At 34.2% G+C, this 20,967-nt stretch carries 16 protein-coding genes; 8 read left to right on the top strand and 8 right to left on the bottom strand.

Going from position 1 to position 20,967, the window contains the following annotated elements; translation table 11 throughout:
- The first annotated feature begins 43 nt into the window (after positions 1-43).
- Entirely contained in the window at positions 44-409 is a 366-nt protein-coding gene (locus tag IC221_RS06625; RefSeq protein ID WP_044202938.1) for a hypothetical protein, read from the top strand.
- A 41-nt stretch (positions 410-450) separates the two neighbouring features.
- Here the strand turns inward: IC221_RS06625 and IC221_RS06620 are convergent, their stop codons facing one another.
- From IC221_RS06620 to IC221_RS06610, 3 genes are all read right to left on the bottom strand, one after another.
- On the bottom strand, positions 451-957 hold the full coding sequence (locus IC221_RS06620) for a hypothetical protein (RefSeq protein ID WP_188168206.1): 507 nt from the start codon (positions 955-957) through the stop codon (positions 451-453).
- Positions 958-1,193: 236 nt separating this feature from the next.
- The gene (locus tag IC221_RS06615) at positions 1,194-1,658 is read right to left on the bottom strand and encodes a hypothetical protein (protein WP_188168205.1); all 465 of its coding nucleotides are present in this window, start codon (positions 1,656-1,658) and stop codon (positions 1,194-1,196) included.
- 676 nt (positions 1,659-2,334) lie between these two features.
- On the bottom strand, positions 2,335-3,066 hold the full coding sequence (locus IC221_RS06610) for a DUF1707 domain-containing protein (RefSeq protein WP_188168204.1): 732 nt from the start codon (positions 3,064-3,066) through the stop codon (positions 2,335-2,337).
- 734 nt (positions 3,067-3,800) lie between these two features.
- Between IC221_RS06610 and IC221_RS06605 the strand changes: the two genes are divergently transcribed.
- From IC221_RS06605 to IC221_RS29870, 5 genes are all read left to right on the top strand, one after another.
- Positions 3,801-4,802 (top strand): aldo/keto reductase, encoded by a 1,002-nt coding sequence (locus IC221_RS06605; RefSeq protein ID WP_188168203.1) that lies wholly within the window; start codon positions 3,801-3,803, stop codon positions 4,800-4,802.
- A gap of 251 nt (positions 4,803-5,053) precedes the next feature.
- Positions 5,054-6,574, top strand: coding sequence for an arylsulfatase (locus IC221_RS06600; protein ID WP_188168202.1), 1,521 nt, complete (start codon positions 5,054-5,056; stop codon positions 6,572-6,574).
- A gap of 658 nt (positions 6,575-7,232) precedes the next feature.
- A complete protein-coding gene (locus tag IC221_RS06595) occupies positions 7,233-8,168 on the top strand; it encodes a bifunctional methionine sulfoxide reductase B/A protein (RefSeq protein WP_188168201.1) in 936 nt (311 codons plus the stop codon).
- 95 nt (positions 8,169-8,263) lie between these two features.
- Positions 8,264-8,839, top strand: coding sequence for a gamma-glutamyl-gamma-aminobutyrate hydrolase family protein (locus tag IC221_RS06590; protein ID WP_188168200.1), 576 nt, complete (start codon positions 8,264-8,266; stop codon positions 8,837-8,839).
- Between the two features lie 43 nt (positions 8,840-8,882).
- Positions 8,883-11,138, top strand: a complete 2,256-nt coding sequence (locus tag IC221_RS29870; protein WP_188168199.1) for a SpoIIE family protein phosphatase — start codon at positions 8,883-8,885, stop codon at positions 11,136-11,138.
- 214 nt (positions 11,139-11,352) lie between these two features.
- Here the strand turns inward: IC221_RS29870 and IC221_RS06580 are convergent, their stop codons facing one another.
- The 5 genes from IC221_RS06580 to IC221_RS06560 all read right to left on the bottom strand — a co-directional run bounded on the left by IC221_RS06580 (position 11,353) and on the right by IC221_RS06560 (position 19,638).
- Positions 11,353-11,970, bottom strand: a complete 618-nt coding sequence (locus IC221_RS06580) for a hemolysin III family protein (protein ID WP_188168198.1) — start codon at positions 11,968-11,970, stop codon at positions 11,353-11,355.
- 106 nt (positions 11,971-12,076) lie between these two features.
- A complete protein-coding gene (locus tag IC221_RS06575; RefSeq protein WP_188168197.1) occupies positions 12,077-15,523 on the bottom strand; it encodes a CHAT domain-containing protein in 3,447 nt (1,148 codons plus the stop codon).
- Between the two features lie 150 nt (positions 15,524-15,673).
- On the bottom strand, positions 15,674-16,984 hold the full coding sequence (gene nqrF / locus IC221_RS06570) for an NADH:ubiquinone reductase (Na(+)-transporting) subunit F (protein WP_188168196.1): 1,311 nt from the start codon (positions 16,982-16,984) through the stop codon (positions 15,674-15,676).
- Positions 16,985-17,384: 400 nt separating this feature from the next.
- Positions 17,385-18,704 (bottom strand): ABC transporter permease, encoded by a 1,320-nt coding sequence (locus tag IC221_RS06565; protein ID WP_188168195.1) that lies wholly within the window; start codon positions 18,702-18,704, stop codon positions 17,385-17,387.
- A gap of 4 nt (positions 18,705-18,708) precedes the next feature.
- Positions 18,709-19,638: an ABC transporter ATP-binding protein gene (locus IC221_RS06560; protein WP_188168194.1), complete on the bottom strand. Its 930-nt coding sequence runs from the start codon at positions 19,636-19,638 to the stop codon at positions 18,709-18,711.
- A 235-nt stretch (positions 19,639-19,873) separates the two neighbouring features.
- Here IC221_RS06560 and IC221_RS06555 point away from each other — a divergent pair, with 235 nt between their 5' ends.
- Positions 19,874-20,068 (top strand): hypothetical protein, encoded by a 195-nt coding sequence (locus IC221_RS06555; RefSeq protein WP_044205455.1) that lies wholly within the window; start codon positions 19,874-19,876, stop codon positions 20,066-20,068.
- Between the two features lie 244 nt (positions 20,069-20,312).
- Positions 20,313-20,906 carry a YtfJ family protein gene (locus tag IC221_RS06550; protein ID WP_188168193.1) on the top strand — a complete coding sequence of 198 codons (594 nt, stop codon included), beginning with the start codon at positions 20,313-20,315 and terminating at the stop codon, positions 20,904-20,906.
- Positions 20,907-20,967: the final 61 nt, after the last annotated feature.

Below are 20,967 nucleotides of genomic sequence, written 5' to 3'. Positions count from 1 at the left end.
GTGCGTTCTTTCTAGGTAACTTATAACTTATACAACGACTATCATGAGAGCATTAACGAAAAAAGAGCAAGACATCATTGCCATCCTTAAGGCGAGTCTGCGTGAGTCAATGAAATTTGGTTTTATAGCAGAATATATGAGTGTTGTCTTACCCGATCATAAAGCATTAGCAGAAAGTGCATTGGCAAAGTTATGCCCGCACTCTGGTGCTCAGAAAGAGAAACTGACAAAAGATGATGTGAGCATTATTCGTAAAGTAATGGAATTCATTACTGAACCTAATACTCCTTTTGTGAATATTATTCACCCTTATCATAGAAGTTTGGCATTAGAATATCAAAATACGTGGCTTTATAACCTATCTGAATTAGGTACACCAATGTCCACAGTACCTTCATATCTAAAATAATTAAAGGTGACATGTTTGGGAAGTCAGAGCTTCCAAACATGTTAACCGTATTGAGGATTTACATAAACGCTCAATCCTCTTAAACGTGTCTTGTGTTGATGGCTTATCTCTTCTCGTAACAATTCAATTTCAGCCTTTCGAAATTGTAAATCTCTTTTTAAGATGGAGATATTTTTGGCATTAAAATAGGCTTTCAAAAAACCTAATCCCATAAAAAACTTAAATTGAATGCTAATGAGCGTTGGTGGAGCCTGAGTCATAATTATGGCTACAACTTCTAGAATAATGATAGCTTCAACGATGCCTATTACCGTTTTTGTAAGGTAATGATCAAAGAAATAAGCCCCCATCAAAAGCACCAGAATCATAAGGACATACACTCCTGTTAGAGCATAGTTTTCGGTTGAATAATGATTAAAAATATCGTATAAAGGTGCAATGATCATTAGTGCCAACAAAGCTCTATTGACCAAAATGTTATTATTGAGCTTTTGAAACAAATTGAGTAACCTGTTTTCTTTCTCTATAATTTTTTGCTGAGTCTGCATGAGCAAAATAGTTTTTGAAAGGTAAAGTTTAAAGAACTATAAATCAATAAGTAATATTCATTGAGTTGATAAAATAAGTTAACAAAATATACTTTAAATTCCAACGGCAATTACAAAACAAAACTAGCAAAATCACTTACTATATTATTCTCTTCATCAGAAAAACAAAATAGTCATTACCCCTCCTTGGGAATAATGACTATTAGAGTAGATTCTGCAAAAAGAATCAAACCTATCTATTTATCTTCACCTTGCAGTTTACGCTGACGTTTTCTTTCTTCAATAGCATCTAATTTCACTTGTAATTCTACAGCATCTTTTGCAGCCATATAGGCCTTAATAAGTCCTGATACAATCGCTACTTTAATCAATAGCCCGAAAAATGAGAGAGAAGCTCCAATCAAAAGCCCTAAGACTTCCAAAGTCAAATAAATCGCTAATCCTGCTAATACTGCTTTTTTGGGCATTTTTGTCACCAAGAAACCTAAAATAGCAAAAGAGATCAAAATGACAGAATACAATACCACTACAAAACTAATGTTTGCTGAAAGTCCTCCGAAGATGCCAAATAGTTGAGTAGCTGCAATAGCGAAAAGGATTATTCTTCCTTGTTTCAACTTTTCCTTGCATTGAAGCATTAAGTTGTAATTGATTCTTTCATCATGTTTGTCCAACTTTTCTTGTTGTGTAAGCGTTGACATAAAATTTTATATTAATAGTTTGCTAAAAACAGGATACAGAACTTACTCCAATCAAAAGCTCGACTTCATTTGTAATAGAAGCAGTTTACTTTTTATAAATGCATGAATAAGTACCGTAACACAGAATAATTTTCTTGAAGATAATTATCTCCATTCAAAAAACATAATGAAAAATAGGTTTCCATCAGTCATTAAGATTCCATTGCTTTCACGTAAACCAACTACATTGTAAACTAAATTATCGTCAACTTTCAATTGATATTTATACAAGCTTTTTATGTTCTACTTTCAAGCTTCCTTCTTCTTCATTTTTGTCTTAACACAAAAACGAAGCAAAAAATGAACGCAAAAGCTAAATTCCATTCCTCTCGCCTAAATGATTTTAAACTCGCTGCACTCAAACAAAAAAATCATTTTTAACGGCTCAATACATGAAATTCTTCACGCTTTTCCCTTCAAGGCCGGGGAGACACTACTAAACGAGTTGGATAGAAAGTCCACTGGTGCGAATGTTAAACGTAAGTGTCATTCGTGTCCTACAGATCAACAGAAATCTCCTGATTTCTAAATATCATAAATATTCTAAAACTTAGTTTACAATGTACTAACCAAATACAAAAAGCCACCTTTATTAAAGTGGCTTTGATATTCTTTTGAAGGATCCAATTATTCTATTTTATTGCACATCATAGACTGTTATATTCACAGAACCTAAAACACTAATTCCTTCTAATATTAAATGGCAATTTACTTTATCTGTCACTGTCGGAACAGCGTCTTCTTTTGAAGAACTAAAAGCATTATATATTTTATTTTTCCACGTCTTACTTTTTAAAACATGAGAATATTCACTTAAAATTTTCTTGGTACGATCTTCTACAACAGTGCCAGGTAAAACTTTGATATTCACCTCTCCTACAATTTTTGTCATACGTAGTTTAACAACTGCACCTTCTAAACATTGGTTTCTTAGATCAACATTCGTCTCCCCTACAATAGTAACTACCTCATAGTCAGACTTCGTATTTCTTAAATTAGGGTCATTAAACTTAATATTTTGCTCTCCAATAATTGTAAAAATCCTAGATGAACTTGTATTCACATTATCAATCACAAGACTTTTCCCTCCTAAAATATTTAATGACAACTTATCATGATCTTGTGGCGCAATGCTTTCAGGAGCAATTACACTAGAAGATTTGATATTGGAACCTAATTCTTTTACATAATGTTCGGGAAAATCTGACAATACTAGATCTAATTTATCAATTGAATCAGCCTGCATCACTATGTCTAATCTATTTTCATAATCATGAGGATCGAGATTTCCTTCCGTAAATGCTTTTTCAAGAATATCTAAAGTTTGTTTTCGTTTCTTCGGTAAACCAAATTGAGAGACATGTTTCATTGCGTATCTTTAATGTTTTGTACTAAAGTAACAAAAAAAACCTATTGAGTAAAAACCCAATAGGCTAAAGTGTTAAGTATATTATATGTCTTTATTGGTTAAGGTATTTATCTATAGTGAAACCGCTAGAGCGATTGCGAATCCTACCGCGATAACCACTGTTGCTATTGTGAAATTTTTCATGTCTATAGTGTTTATATATGATTAAACTAATGCTCTTACTTTGTACTTCAAATGTATATCTTACCCTTATTATTACCAAACTTTTTTTAAAGTATTTTTTACACTTATAAAAGTGGAGATTTATGATTTTTCAAAGGATAGGCCTATTTTTTAAAATCTTAAAAATAACCCTTCTAATTCTTTTCAATAACACATAAAATAAAGTGTAAATAATACAGAAAAAATAATTTCAAAAAAGTGAAAAATAGTTACGCTATAACAAGAAAAAGCTTCTTTTGGTGTACTCTTCTGATGAATAAATATAGATGCCAACAATTATTTATTCTTTTATCAAATAATGCAATCCATTTTTTTGTTTTTAAGAAAAAAAGACCGCAATTTGGTTGACCATATTTTTTAATGATTGAAAATTTAGTCTAGGATATTCTTTTTCAATCAAAAGAACGGTTCATAACGATGAACGAACCATATTCTATTAATATCGTAAGCAATTTTACAGTGCATCGTCTGATTTGATGCCTCATTAATGCTTATTAGACTTCGAAAATTTTATGAATAAAAACTCAATTATTCCATTTGGTAAAACTAACCTATATGTTTCTAGAGTTGGATTGGGGCTAGCAGCATTAGGAAGACCCGGATATATAAACCTAGGACATGGAGATGACCTTAACAATAACTACGACATTGAAGTAATGCAAAAGAATGCTGCAGCAGTCATGGATGTGGCATATCAGAATGGTATTCGATATTTTGATACAGCTAGAAGTTACGGAAAAGGAGAATTGTTTTTGAAAAGTTGGCTAAACCAACAAGAAAATACCTCAAAACTTGTAGTAGGTTCGAAATGGGGATATGAATACACCGCAGAATGGAATGTAAAAGCTGAACACCACGAAATTAAGAGTCATACTTTGGATTTACTTAAAAAACAGTGGATGGAAAGCGTTAGTTTACTGGATGAAAACCTTAATATTTATCACATACATTCTGCTACTCTAGAAAGCGGCGTACTGGATAACGAGGAAGTATTACAACAACTGTGGGACATCAAAGCTACAGGTACTATCATTGGTCTTTCGTTGAGTGGTGAGAAACAAAGCGAAACACTAGAGAAAGCTTTAAAGATACAAAGAGAAGGTGAGCACCTGTTCCAATCTGTGCAAGCTACCTATAATATATTGGAAAGGTCAGCTTCAAAAATGTTAGAGGAAGCGGCTTATCAAGGATGGGGGGTCATCATTAAAGAAGTGGTAGCCAATGGTCGATTAACCGGTAGAAATGAAGAAGAAGATTTTCAACCTTTCAAACAAAAACTGGCAGCTATCGCTCAAAAACACGATGTTGGTATTGATGCGATTGCAATGGCTTTTGTGCTCTCTCAACCCTGGGTTTCAGTGGCTTTGAGTGGTGCTTCTACTGCAGATATGCTTCATGAAAACCTAAAAGGAGCCGAAGTACAACTTGATATGTTTGATCTTCAGATGTTAGATGAAATATATGAAGAAAACGAAATCTATTGGCAGAAAAGAAAAGAACTTGATTGGAATTAATTGATATTGTTCTAACTTTAAGTACCTATTAATAATTGTTTTAGTAGGTACTTATTTGTTTATAAGTAGCTGATCATAATTAAATATAGTTTAATTCATATGCATTTAAGCTATAGATAATTTTGAACAGGTACTTAAGCACCTATTGAACTCAAAACAGCTAATTATTAACTCAGAGGAAACCTAAGAAAGCAAAAACGACAACTTATTTAAAATAAGTCACTATTTCTATATATTAAGACCATTAAACTATGAGAAAATTACTTTTCTTTTTATCACTATTGCTCATCGCATTTTCAACCAATGCACAAAAGAAAAATAAAAACAAGAAACCCAATATCTTAGTTATTTGGGGTGATGATATTGGCTGGGCCAATATTAGTAAATACAACCACGGTATGATGGGATATAAAACCCCAAACATTGACCGAATTGCCAACGAAGGGGCAATGTTTACCGATTGGTATGCTCAACAGTCCTGTACAGCAGGAAGGGCTGCGTTTATTTTAGGACAACATCCATTTAGAACGGGTTTGTTGACGATCGGTATGCCAGGTTCAAAACAAGGAATCAAAGACAATCAACCTACTATTGCTGAATTATTGAGACCTTTAGGTTATACTTCTGGTCAATTTGGCAAAAACCACCTAGGAGACCAAGATGAACATCTACCCACTAATCACGGTTTCGATGAGTTTTTCGGTAATCTTTACCACTTAAATGCGGAAGAAGAACCAGAAACGTACTATTATCCTAAAGACCCTGAATTCCACAAAAAATTCGGCCCTCGTGGCGTTATTCACTCTTATGCTGATGGTCGCGTTCAAGATACAGGTCCATTGACAAGAAAGAGAATGGAGACTGTAGATGATGAATTTACACAAGCTGCATTACAATTTATTGAAAAAGCTCATAATGATGGAAAACCGTTTTTTGTATGGTTAAGTGCCACTAGAATGCACGTTTGGACGCATCTTAAAGAAGAAAGTAGAGGGGTAACAGGTATAGGTCTTTACCCTGACGGTATGGTAGAACACGACAAGAATATAGGTATTGTGTTAGCTAAACTAGAAGAGCTAGGTATTATCGACAATACCATGATCATGTACTCTACCGACAATGGTGCAGAGAAATTCTCATGGCCTGATGGTGGCTCTACTCCTTTTGCAGGTGAAAAAGGAACTACTTGGGAAGGTGGTTTTAGAGTACCTTGTGCGATCCGTTGGCCAGGTGTAATCCAACCTGGAACGATAGACAATAATATTTATTCTCATGAAGACATGATGCCTACCATATTGGCTGCTGCAGGAGTGACAGATGTAAAAAAGAAACTTTTGAATGGCTATAAAGCAAGTGACAAGACCTTCAAAGTACACCTTGACGGTTACAATCAAATGGGATTCTGGAAAGGTGACATCAAAGAAGCTCCTCGTAATGAGATATTTTATTTTGATGCAGCTGGAAACCTGAATGCATTAAGATATAAAGATTGGAAATTACACTTTGCCATCATGGAAGGTGCCATCAATACTGCTTATAGAAAAACACCATCATGGCCAATTTTGATCAACCTCAGAGCTGACCCTTATGAAGTCTCTTATAAATCTGCTTTATACATTCGTTGGTTTGCGGACAATATGTGGACATTCGTGCCTGCTCAAGCCTACACAGGTGAATTCTTAGCTACATTTAAAGAGTTTCCTCCAGTACAAGGCTCCTCTTTAGGAATTGATAAGGTCTTGCAATCGTTACAAACTACTCCTAAAAATTAATGCATAAAGCAAATACACTGTAAACTAAATTATCGTTAATTATAGCAATTCCTTTTGTGAAGGATAAGTGGTAGTGTATTATGGTGCGTGCGGACGTTTTAGTAAAACGTCCCTACAGAACTGCATTTTAGAAGATGATTACAAAACCCTTTTCTTTTGTAATTAGGTAATCATTTAGTAGTATCTTCTTCGGCATTGAAGGGAAAAGCGTGAAGAATTTCATGGATTGAGCCGTTAAAAATGATTTTGCTGTTTGAGCTTTAGCGAGTTTAAAATCATTTAGGCGAGAGAAATGAAATTTAGCTTTTGACTTCTAAGCCTTGACTTTTTTGCTTCGTTTTTGTGTTAAGACAAAAATGAAGAAGAAGGAAGTTTGAAAGTAGATTCTATAAATTCTTGTAGAAAGCTTAATTAAAAGTTGATGATAATTCAGTTTACAACGTAGTAAATTTGCTAGAAAACCTCTACTAAAATATCCTGGTAGAGGTTTTTTATTTCCCATAATTGATTAATAAGGAAATTGATCCAGAAGAAATTGGAGTATAAAAAGTGTTAAATCAACGTCGATTCAAAACAAATGTGAACTATACCACATTTCTTGTGTAGATACTTCCGTAAAATTGTATTCATAAAATAATACAAACCTAAATTAAACATTATGAAAAGGATACTCGGATTACTTACATTATTATTAGCATTACATAGCGTTACATTAAGTCAAGATATGGATAAAAATAAAAAGTTTAACCCGCTTACAGATTTTGAACAATATGTCATTGTACATAAAGGAACTGAACGCCCAGGTACTGGAATATATAATGCACATTTTGAAGATGGTACATATACTTGTAAAAGATGTGACACTCCACTTTACAAATCAGATGATAAGTTTGACTCTCACTGTGGATGGCCTAGTTTTGATGATGAGATAGAAGGTGCTGTAAAAAGAGAGACTGATGCCGATGGCAGAAGAACAGAGATCTTATGTGCTAATTGTGATGCTCACTTAGGGCATGTCTTTATTGGTGAAGGATTAACTGCCAAAAATACAAGACACTGCGTTAACTCAGCCTCATTGAATTTCACTCCTGCTGAAGAAAAGAAAGTAGCAGAAACGAATGTTGCTATTTTTGCTGGCGGATGTTTCTGGGGTGTGGAATATTACTTCGCCAAATTACCCGGAGTAATTAGTACTCAAGTAGGTTACACTGGTGGACAAAAAAATAATCCATCTTACAAAGAAGTTTGTTACACTGACACTGGGCATGCTGAGGCTTTGGAAATTAAATATGATCCAAACAAAGTATCTTATGAAGAATTAGCAAGGTTATTCTTTGAAATCCATGATCCTACTCAAGTCAATAGACAAGGGCCAGACGTTGGTAAACAATATAGATCAGAGGTTTTTTATACTTCAAATTATCAAAAAGAAATTGCCGAAAAGTTAATCAAGGAATTGGAGGATAAAGGATATGATGTAGCAACAAGAGTTACAAAAGCCTCTACTTTCTGGGATGCTGAAGAATACCATCAAATGTATTACTTCAAGAAAAAGGCAAAACCATATTGTCATATTAAAACAGAACGCTTTTAATTGTAGACATTAAAACACAAGCCCGTGGAACTTTTTATTCCATGGGCTTTTTTATATCTTGATGGTAAGGACATTATAAACTAAATAAATTTCTAGTGGAATTACAGCATTTAATCATTAACTGTGGAAGCGTAAAAACAAAGCATTTTGGTGAGATCCTATCACAAGAAAGTTTAAACTATGCTATTGTTACCATAGAACATCTTACTGAAGAACATTTAAAGAATGCTGATAAAATCATCATCAGTGGAGCTCCTATTTTACTGACAGAAGTAGATCCAGCTCCTTATTTAAAAAAATTTGAGCTACTAAAAACTATAGATACTCCTGTGTTGGGTGTTTGTTTTGGACATCAGATTTTAGGAATGCTTGAAGGTGGTGAAATTAAAAGGACAACAGAAGCTAGAAGTTTAGAAACCATAAAACAGACCTCTCCTTCTCCTCTTTTCCATGCAATCCCTCAAAACAGTGTATTTGAAGAAGATCACTGCGAAAGCGTTACTTTAAGCGACAGCTTTCAATTAATAGCTCACTCACAATCTTGCGAAAATGAGGCGATGAAACATAAAACTTTGAATTGGTGGGGAGTACAATTTCATCCAGAGGTCTCTGAAGATTATGGTACTTTATTGCTACAAAATTGGTTAAATCTTTGCACTACGAAAGGTTAAACCTGTTATAAAAAAATAATTAAACCATCATAATAATAAAAAAGTGCAAACTAGATACAGATTAGTCACATTGGCACTTGGGTTAGTAGTATGCTTCAATTTATTGGCGGCAAATACTAATACTAAACCTATTAATATTGAACAAGGAATGAAAATGGAAGACAGTGCCGAAAAAGTAGAAACACTTACGGCAATGGCTTTAATGGCTGTGGAAAGAAATCCATCTTCTCAAAAAGAGCCTTTCCAACTTGTTAATCAAGCAATACGTACAGCCAAGAAAATATCCAATAATGAGGCACTTGCCATGGCTTACAACACCAAGGCTATTGTTTTTAGGGAATTTTCCACTTTCCCTCAAGCCGTCAACTTTCACCAAAAAGCATTAAAGCTTTCAGAAAGGTCAACGCAAAAGTCAGATAAAGTCAACTTTTTACTTGACCTAGGTGCAACCTATAGGGTCAGTCTTGATTTTGAAAATGCAAAATCATCATTTTTAGAAGCGCAACTTCTTTCCAGCGAACTGCAGTTATATACCTTAGAAGTGATCGCCTATTTAAATATTGGATTCTTGTATACCTCATTGGAGATTCAAGACGAGGCCTTACCCTACTTTAAAAAAGCAGAAGAAATTGCCAATAAGAATAATATCAAAGATGCCTATGTTCTTTCAATAATTGGAAAGGGAATAAATCAATTGCTAGGAGAAAATCCAAACTTATCCAAAGCACGAAAATATTTTGTGGAGGCAGTAACAGAGAGTAAAGCTAATGAGAATAGATACTTTGAAGGAATATCCAAAATATTTTTAGGCAGAACATACCTAAGAATGAACAAGATTAGTGATGCTTACCGTCAACTCAATTCCTCCGTAAAATTATTAGAGAAATTTAAATACAAGCCTGTTCTGAAAAAAGAATACAGAAGTCTTGACGATGTGATGAAGTTTAGAAATTACTATTCTCAAGCATTATCATACCTCAACAGTATTAAATATTATAGAGGTGAGATTTCTCAAAGTCAATATAACCTAGCTGTTAAAGAAGAGTTAGAACTGTTTGGGAATCCAGATCAAGATGAATTAGAACAATTGAGGGAAGCACTCACAGAACTCAAAAATCATTACTCATTCTTGGATAGTATCAATCAATTGGATGATGAAGAGGCTGTTTATTTATTGAAAAGTTACCTTGACCAACAAAATAACAAGGTAAATGACTTAGAAACTGATCGTTCTTATTTGAAAAAATTATTGATAGAAACCGAGAAGGCTGCAAAACAGAAAATTGAGATTTTAGAGCAAAAAAATCAACTGCAAAAAGCACTGATTGCTAAGCAATATTGGGCTGCTGCCACTTTATTATTATTGTTGGTTTCACTGGGTGTAGTCGGAAGTTTACAGTACAAAAATGCAGTACAAAGGAAAAGAACTAATCTTGAATTAGAAGCGAGGAATGAAAGAATTTCTGAACAAAACATTGAGATTCGATCTACAGCCAACCAATTAGAAGAGGCACTCACCTCTTTACAAATACAAAGTAAAAAGACGGAAGAAAGTATTCATGCAGGGTGGCGTATCCAAAATGCTATGTTACCAGCAGAACAGCATTTTACTGAATTTTTCTCTTCGCATTTTGTGATGTACCAACCGAGAGATATTGTATCAGGTGATTTTTACTGGGTCGGGCAACAACATGAACAAACTATTATTGCTGCTCTAGACTGTACTGGACACGGTATTCCTGGTGCCTTTATGTCTATGATGGGAAATGCACTGATGAATCAAGTTGTCAATATCGAGGGACTTACTTCACCTGCTGAAATATTAGCGAAAATTGATAAGTACATTGCTCTAACACTACATCAAGAAGAAAATGAATGGTCGCGTGAAGGAATGGATGTTGCGATTTGTACCATTGCAAAAGATAAAAAGTCATTACAATATGCTGGAGCAAAAAATCCACTATTAGTCGTAAAAAATAATGGTGAATACAATCTCTACAAAGGTACGAACCGTCATGTTGGTGGCAACAGAATGAAGAATAAGCAGAAAACATACGATGAGCATACCATTGCCATTCAAAAAACAGATACTTTCTATATTTATTCAGATGGTATTCAAGATCAGTTTGGAGGGAAAGAGAATAAGAAATATATGAGAAAACAGCTCATTGAAGATCTTTGTAGTTGGAATACGCTTCCATTAGAAAAGCAGAAAGAAAAGATGACTCAAAAGTTTGATGCTTGGAAAAATGGCAGTAAACAAATTGATGATATTCTTTTAATTGGGTTTAAATGTTAGCATTAATTCAATATTATATTTGGACTCTACAACGATTAACATAATAATCTTTCAGTAATCGAATTTTTTATTTTTTCTTGTGTTTAGTAATTAAAGCATTTAGAAAATTTACTTTCGATTCATAATTAATATGTGAGGCATTTCAACTAATATTGATTTGCCTCTTTTTTATGCTTATTAGGTACTAAGTTTTACTTTCTATGATTGACTAAAATTAAGTATAAAGATAAATAGATAGATACATTAAGATACTACCTGCCAAAACAAATAAATGCCAAATAGCATGATTGTATTTCAGTTTTTCCCAAACATAAAATAGCACTCCCAAAGTATAGGCTACTCCTCCTGCAATCATCAACCAAAATCCCGCTCCTAATTCTTGGTATAAAGCTCCTAACTTAAATACAGCAATCCAGCCCATTCCAACATATAATGTGACTGAGATCCATTCGTATTTAATTTTAAAGAATAACTTATAAATCATTCCTATAAAAGCTATCGTCCAAACAATAATAGCAATTGTGACGCCTCCATCATTTTCAAGAGAAAGTAAAGCAAAAGGCGTATAAGTCCCAGCAATCAACAGGTATATACCACTATGATCCAGTTTTCTTAAAAACTGCTTTAGTTTAGTAAATGCTATAAGATGATATAAAGTGGACGATAAGTAGAGAATGATCATACTTGCTCCAAACACACTGTACACCAAATAGTCAAAAGGGGTGTTTGCTTTTAATAATAGAAATAATAAACCAACTATACTCAATAATACACCAATTGCATGTGTTATTGTGTTCCAAATTTCCTCACGATCACGGGTTAGTAGGTACATGACTTTATAAATTTGAATGAATATTCACTTATAATTATAAGACAAGACGATCAACTATTTTGTGACAATAGAAAATGTTAAAATTGAAAAAGTACCTGACTCTTGATTAATGCACCATCACGAAGGCTCCCCAATAGTAAGGGTCCTTATAGTCTTTCATTAGTTTAAGTTGTGCATTTCGAAAAGCTTGATCAATGTCCTTAGTTTGGAACCACTGCTCATAAAACTCATTCATCAGTTTTTGGGTAGCTACATCATCAACACTCCATAAACTCATTACAATCGTTTTTACCCCTGCTATACTAAAAGCATATTGCAGCCCAGAAATCCCATCACCATCAGCGATGTCTGACACTCCTGATTGACAAGCTGAAAGAATCAATAAAGAAGTATTTTTTAGATTTAAACCTTTCACTTCATAAGCCGTCAAGATCCCATCATTGCCTGATTTATAGATTTCATCTACAGATTTCTCATTATTTGTAGATATTTCCGTGAAGAAAAGACCCGATTTTAATAAAGGGTTTTGCAAAATTGGATTGATCAATTCATCTATATAAATACCATGGGTGGCAATGTGCATGATAGAAGGTGAATACGATAAGTTTTTAATGTTATTTTCAGTCGCCCTATCTTCATAATATGCATCCACATTCCATCCTCTACTTTTAAATAATGTCTGTGTATTTTCTAGCTCCGTTTTCGTTCCAGGCAGATTCTCAAGATAAAAAGTATATTTTTCTTGATCTGCTGAAGCTTGTCCGGCCGCTTCTCTAACTCCTAAATCTTCTGCATCACCTTCAAAAGATGGGTTTCCAAAAAGACAAATATCATTATTAGTAAAATTCGATAATTGACTCTTTGATCGGATATCAGAAGTACTAATTACAAGGTGAATATCTTCTTCTTCAATAAGGTACTTCTCCGATTCACTATTGTATAAGACATTCAAATTGATTGCATTATAAATACCATCCTTACTCAAATATATTGTTCCTATTTCTTCTCCCCATTCTGCTAATCCCTCTTTTATCGGTTCCCAATAATACTTATAAGCTGATACTTTCTTAGTGGTGGTTTTCTTATAAACCAATGATCTCGTTTTCGGTTTTATTTCTTTAGAGTAAATACTAAACAAGTCATTTTCTAGTAGTTTTGCATTACCGATCGGGATAAACTTCGGTGTCTTACAATTTTTTGAAATAGCGATTGCCACATAGAAATCATTATTTTTATCTATTGTATTCAATTTGATGATTTCTAAAGCGACTTCCTTTTCATTGAGGCGTTTTTGTACATCTCTCCAAGAGATATATTCTGATACATTTAATGAATCATCATCTGATTTTGACGCAAAACTTAAGGATTTCTCTAAATTATTGATCCTATCGGTAAGCATGTAGGTATCAATATTCAAATCATTTCTTTCTTTAATCGAAAAGAAATTGGCTGTTGCTAGTTTAGATTTCTGCTGATCTAGGTGTTGATTGTAATTCGTAAAGTTCATACTTTTTCGATATTGCCCTAGATTCTCAATTTTCTTTTTTCTTGCAATAGCTTCTTTCAGAAAGTACTTTCTATAATTGACTTGAAGGTCATAACACTTCTCCACCATCAAAGGAGACTTGTACCCTTCAGGCATTGACATCAAACTAAAAAAGTATTTAAAGACTAATGACGTGTGATGAACGTAATTGATTTTTTCATCTTCACTCGTAAAATTCAATTGGGTATCATACTGATGAAAACGAATATCAACACCTCTTATGATTAATTCTTTTGCTTCTTCCCACTTCCCTTGAAGGGCTTTTACATAAGCAATCCTCCCCAAAAAGCCTGGAAAATAAACAGATTCATCCGTAAACTTTCCTTTGAGCACTCTATATTCAGTCAGTGCTTTTTCTAGCTCTCTTTTCTTGATATATATATTTCCTGCATAATCTATAATTTGTATCCTTTGAAAATGCAGTTCCTCTACTCCATGTTGATTAGCAAAGTCCAATGCCTTTCTAAAATATGAAATCGCTTCATCGTACTTTAAAAGATCGGAACACAAACCTCCTTTCAATGTATTTGTTTTGATAAATAATGGATGATTCGGGTTTACAAAACGAACCAAAGTATCTTCAATATTTGTAATTTGAGCCATTGCTTCCGTTTCATCAATCAACTTTTCATACCACTGGGCGGTGAGAAGCGTAAGTCTCAAATCCAAATAGGTCACGCTCTTATCTCTCCCTCTCTTTTTCAAAAAGTTGACTTCATTTTCACACAAGCCAATGGCATTTTGTAATCTTCCCAACGTTACAAAAAGCTCTGTTAGTGTTACAATTGCCTTACTGTAATGTTTTGTGAAGAATACCCTCTCTTGTCGGACGATAGACACTAATTCCATCAATTTGAGTTCCGCATTAATGTAATCTCCATTGATATAATAAAGGTCCCCCATCACTCTCAAATAAAAGAAATACAAATCTCGATTGGTTGTCGTTTCGATTTTGACATTATCAAAATACTCCTTCGCATTGACAGCATCTCCCTTTTGTAAATATACATCAGCAATATGAAGCAGTATTTCGGCTTTGGAGTTGACGTATCCCTTTTCTTTACTTAGCAATTTATTCGCTTGTTGAAAATAGGATAAGGCATTATTAATGTACCCCGTTTGCGACATAATTTCACCCATTTCCAATGTTGCCTTTGCCGTGGCAATATGATTTTCTCCATAAAATTCCTTTCGATGACTGTGTAACTCCTCATAAAATGAGTAAGCCATTTTATAATTATTGGAATAATAGTAATGCTCTGCTAAGTTTTCTAAAAGAATAGAATAAATAGGACTTTTTTTCCATCCCCTCTTAATCAAGCCTGCTTGAGCTGATTCTAAAAGTGGAAGTGCTTTTTCTGGTTTATACCATTTCGTATAGAGCTGAGCAAATTTTATATTCAACCAATCAATAGTGATTGTACTTGCCGTTTTACTAGTAGCAAATGCTTCTTTATGGTCTTCAATAAATTGATAAGATTTTAAAAAATAGGATTCACTTTTTTCAAATTCACCAAGGTGTAAATTGAGAATGGCTCTATTAATATTACATAAATTGAAATCAGGATGTTGTTGGGTAAGTGTCTTATAGTAGATCATTTCGGCTTCATTCAATAAACCGAAAGCAGCAAATTTATCTCCCATATTTACCTTACAATACGCCAAATAATTGAGTGCTAATGCGTAGTCAGGATAAAGCCATCCCGAAGTAAGGTCAATAATTCCCAATACCTTTTCTAGAGATTGAACGGCCTCTGGATATTCATAATAAATAATGGAAAGCTCCGCAGAAGCAAGTAACGGAATCACATTTTCGATTGCATCATCGCCATATTCGCTCTCAGTTTCTTTAATCCACTTATTTACAAGTGCTTTCGCTTCTTTAATTTTCCCTTGATCTCTTAAAGTATTAATAGCATCTGGGGTAATTTCAGAAATAGAACTTGAAGCTGTTAGAGGTATAATAAAATGAAATAAAAATAGTATAACTAGAGTGAAATGACGCATACAGGATTGAGTTATTATTAGGTACTAATTCTATAGGGGATAATACAAAGTTAATAACTTTAAATAGTTCTTGAGCTACAAATCTTTCTTTTAACAAAAAAAGACTGCCCTTTCGAACAGTCTTTCTTTGTATATATTTGAATGTATTGATTAACCACCGAAGTCGTCAAATAATACATTTTCTTTCGGTACACCGAAGTCCTCAGTCATCTTAATTACCGCTGCGTTCATCATAGGAGGTCCACAGAAGTAGAATTCGATTTCCTCTGGCTCCTCATGCTTACCTAAGTAGTTGTCAATTAAAGCTTGGTGAACAAATCCAACGAAACCATCGCCTTCTCTGTCATCCATATCTTTCTTAGGCGTCCAGTTATCTTCTGGAAGCGGCTCAGACAATACTTTGTAGAAACGGAAGTTCGGGAATTCATCCTCGATTTTCTTGAAATCCTCTTCGTAGAATAACTCTCGACGAGAACGACCACCATACCAGAACTGTACCTTACGGTCCGTTTTCAATGTGTGGAATAAGTGGAATAAGTGCGAACGCATTGGCGCCATACCTGCACCACCACCTACATAGATCATCTCAGCGTCAGTCTCTTTGATGAAGAATTCACCGTAAGGACCTGATACTGTTACTTTATCACCTGGTTTACGTGAGAATACGTAAGAAGAACAGATACCTGGGTTCACGTCCATCCAACCGTTTTTCGCTCTATCCCAAGGTGGAGTCGCGATACGGATGTTCAACATGACAATGTTACCTTCTGCAGGGTGATTAGCCATTGAGTAAGCTCTGAAGATCTCCTCATCGTTAACCATCTTAAGATCCCAAAGACCGAATTTGTCCCATTCTGGCTGGTATTCGTCTGGTTTCTTACCCATACGAGGGTGAGCAGTGATATCGATATCCTTGAAGTTTACAGTTACTTCAGGAACGTCGATTTGGATATATCCACCTGCCTCAAAATCAAGTGTCTCACCTTCAGGAAGCTTCACTACGAATTCTTTAATGAAAGATGCCACGTTGTAGTTAGATACAACCTCACACTCCCATTTCTTAATTCCGAAGATTTCTTCTGGTATTTCTACTTGCATGTCATTTTTTACTTTAACCTGACAAGCAAGGCGGACATTTTCATGTTGTTCGGCACGGCTTAAGTGACCTACTTCGGTAGGGAGTACATCTCCACCACCGTCTGTAACGCGACATTTACACATCGCACACGTACCACCACCACCACAAGCAGAAGGCAAAAAGATTTTTTGCGCTGAAAGTGTCGTTAAAAGTGTTGAACCCGCAGCAACAACTACTGGGTTAGACTCATCACCGTTTAAAACGATGCTTACGTCACCACTTTGAACTAACTTCATCTGTGCGAATAGAAGTACGAAAACCAAAAACAGGATCAAGACCGTAAAGGCCACAATCGCTGCAGGTACTACTACTGATAGTTCCATAAATAAAAATTTGGAAAGATAAGTTTTAAAATTTCCTTAATCGGCTACAAATATAAAAGCCTTCTTTTCTTTTTAAAAGTAAAACGGGCTATAAATATTCTAAATAAATGATATTAAATCTTCCATTGTTAAATTGGCATAAAACACATGAAATTTCATTAATAATTTAGCCGATTCGCAATGCTATTCCGTCCGAACAACATTCCGAATTAAAATTCATTTATTTAGTAAGTACAAATTCAAAAATATCTAATACTAATTCTATTTATTATTTTGCGATTACTTCCTTCAAAAAACTATCAATAGAACCACTATTAATACGTTTTTTAGCGTTGTACTCACAAAAAACAAATTAGAATTAACTATAATTTATTTTTGACTTTATACTTAAACGTTTTGTTTAATTATTTCGGAACATCCATTTGAAAACTTCGGCATAAGTTGGTTTTTTGCCATAGGTCAACAAACCTATTCTATAAATCCTACTTGCTACCCAAAGCGCCCCTACAAAACCTATCAACAAGGTCACCATTGAAATGACCACTTCGGTTCCAAATCCAATAAATGGTAATCTTATCATCATTACTACTGGAGAGGTCAATGGGAATACTGACAACCAGAAAGCCATTGCTCCTTGTGGATCAGAGACTACTCCTCCTGAAAGAGAGATTGCCAAAATCAACGGCATGGTGACTGGCAACATAAATTGCTGAGAATCGGTTTCATTATCTACACTTGCTCCAATTGCTGCAAAAAGTGACGAATACATCAAATAGGCAAAGATAAAGTAATAGATAAAAACCAAGGTAGTTGTAGCAAAATCAAAACTTTCAATAGAATAATAGAGTTTAGTGATTTTATCAATTTCAACTTGCTCTACTTGCTGAACGTTAGCATTCATCTGCGATAGTTGAGATTGTTCAAATTGTTCATAAGGCACATCTACAAAAGTAGATAAAGCACTTACCGCCACAATACCTAACACAATCCATAAAAAAAGCTGTGTTAAACCAACGGCTCCAACTCCTATTATTTTTCCCAACATCAATTGAAAGGGCTTTACAGAAGAAACTATAACTTCGACTACACGACTTGTTTTTTCTTCTAATACACCTTTCATGACCATAGTGGAGTACATGAATACAAAGAAATAAATCACCAATCCCCCTACAATTCCAATGACACTGGAGATACCTACATTGCTGTCAGACTCTTTACCATCAACGGTAAGGCTAACTGTTCTTATGGGAATGGGTTGGTCCAACGACTTAATTTGCTTTTCTGTAACGCCAAGTCGTGGGAGTTTTAATTCTTTGACTCTTTTGAGGATTCTTTGCTCCAATTCCGAAACAGCTTTTGCTCCTAAACCTTTTGATTCAAAAAGCACTACGCCTTTCGTATTGTCAATCGTAAAATCTTTGGGTATAAATAAAAAACCATCAATTTCTCCGTTGTTCAATTGCTCTTTTCCGTGATCTAGACCTCCAAAAATCCTTAAAAACTTAAAGGATGAAGTATTATGGTCAAAATCATTTTCAAAAAGTCCTGACTCATCAACAACTGCTATTTCTTTTTGATCGCCATCTGATATACTTGCCCAAATGATGATTCCATAAAAACCAATAATAAGCAATGGTCCTAAAATAGACATGATCACAAAAGAGCGCTTTCTTACCCTCGTCAGGTATTCTCTTTTAATTATTAAAAGTATTTTGTTCATACGTTTACTGCTGTTCCGAAGTCGTTTTAATATTCCCGTTTTGTACTGCCTCAATAAAAATATCATGCATACTAGGAATATTTTCCTGCATACCTAAGATTGTACTTTGCTGTGCAGCCTCTTCTAATAATTGATTTGGGGAAGCATTTATAAGTCTTAAAGTTTGTTTGTATCCATACAGCTCCTTCACTGAAGGGCTGATTACTTTATGAGGAGTTGAAGAAATTTCTACTTCTTCTTCTGTGATTAGATCAAACTGATGATTTCTGTAGGCGTTCTTAATGTCAAACTGCGTTCCCTCCAATACTTTCTTCGATTTATTGATCAAAGCTATTCGGTCACAAAGTTGTTCAACAGACTCCATACGGTGTGTTGAGAGAATAATAGTTGAACCTAAATCTCTTAATCTAAAAATCTCATCTCTGATCAATTGTGCATTAACAGGGTCAAAACCTGAAAAAGGCTCATCTAAAATCAATAATTTAGGTTCATGGATTACAGTAGTGATAAATTGCACTTTCTGCTGCATACCTTTAGAAAGGTCCTCTACCTTGCTTTTGTACCAAGGTTTAAGCTCCAAACGATCCAACCAGAATTTAGTCTTGGCTTTTGCCTCCTTTAAAGACATCCCTTTTAATTGTGCCAAGTATAAAATCTGATCCGCTACTTTCATTTTTTTATATAGCCCTCTCTCTTCTGGCAAATAGCCCATTCTTAATACATCTTCGGGCTTTAATAATTGTCCATTAAAATAGATTTCCCCTTCATCTAAAGAGATTATTTGAGTTATTGATCGAATCAAGGAAGTTTTACCTGCTCCATTAGGTCCAAGCAAACCATAAATACACTGTTGAGGTACAGTCAGAGAAACGTTGTCCAAAGCAATATGATTTGCGTATTTTTTCGTTACACCCCTAATCTCTAATATATTCAATTTTTGGTATTGTATTAATTTAGTAAGAATTTATTGTACACAAAATAAAACATATTCTATGAAAGGACCTATTTTTATTTAAAGATCCTCAAATCTGTACATCAACTAGCTCAATTACTGCATTTTCAGTAAATTGTAATAACTTAATGATTCAAGAGGTATGTAAAATACCCATTACTAGCACAGTCTTATTAAGACACAACTACTATTAATTTAAACCTAATTTTTATCTATTATGATTAGATCAATTAAACAGCGCTATCACTTTAAGCGCACAGAAGCTAAGCCTAAAGTCAATCGAGAATTAGAAGGCTTTGACATCAAGATCAATAGTTCAGGAGAAATTGAAAGCTCTTACACTGTCGATCAACTTAATGAATTTTTAAACAAAAATGTTTTTGATAAAAAACTCAAAAACACAAATGAATAATAACAGATTAAGGTAAAACAATATGAATTATCTTAGTTTTTTCGCAATAAAAGTCTTTCTATAATGAAAGGCTTTTTTTGTGCCTGCAACCTTCTTATTATCAATACCTACCTAATTATTAACACAATACAAAACAACCTTCTCAAATTAACATCCTCCTCTGAAGTCACTTAATAAATATAAATGAGTTCAACTCAAACAAAAACAGCTCCGTTATTAGAACTGTATTAAATGAAAAAAACTCATGAAAAAGATTTTACAACTTTCTATCTCTTTTATACTAATAGCTTTCACAACTATTTCTGTTCAAGCTCAAGAAAAAAACACTTTAAAGAGAGGTGACAAAATAGAAAAAGTGGATATCCGTGATTTGAATAACAAAGATGCGGTTACGCCAGGTATAGGAGAGAAAGTAACATTAATCTTTTATCCTGATCCAGATAAGCCTTCACAAAATGAATATTTTATTGAAGAAGTAAAAAAATGGAAATTCCCTGATGAAGAGTATTTAGCTTATGGCATTGTCAATCTTGCTGACTCTCCTTATCCGAACGGAATTATTCGTTTTATGACTCGTCAGGTGAGAAAACGTTCGAAGCAAGAAGCAGATGCTCTGATTCTTACAGACCCTAAACGTTTTATTCAAGACGCCTGGAATACGGGTGATGTCAATAATACATTTCCAATCTTGTTAGTAGATGCTGATGGAACAGTATTGTTCTTTAAGGCTGGAGAACTAACGAAAGAAGAAGTAGATTTTGTGATCAATGAAATCAAAAACAATGTTTCTGAATCGCACAAATATACTGAAGAGGAAATGGCTCAGTTTGCTTTATAGTCCATTATCATATATTTCTCAAAAAAGAAAAAGCCCCACTTTTCAGTGAGGCTTTTCTTTT

The sequence above is a fragment of the Flammeovirga sp. EKP202 genome, from assembly GCF_014534745.1.
GTDB lineage: Bacteria > Bacteroidota > Bacteroidia > Cytophagales > Flammeovirgaceae > Flammeovirga.
Note: the sequence above shows the minus strand (reverse complement) of the source record. Positions and strands in the feature narration are given on the sequence as shown.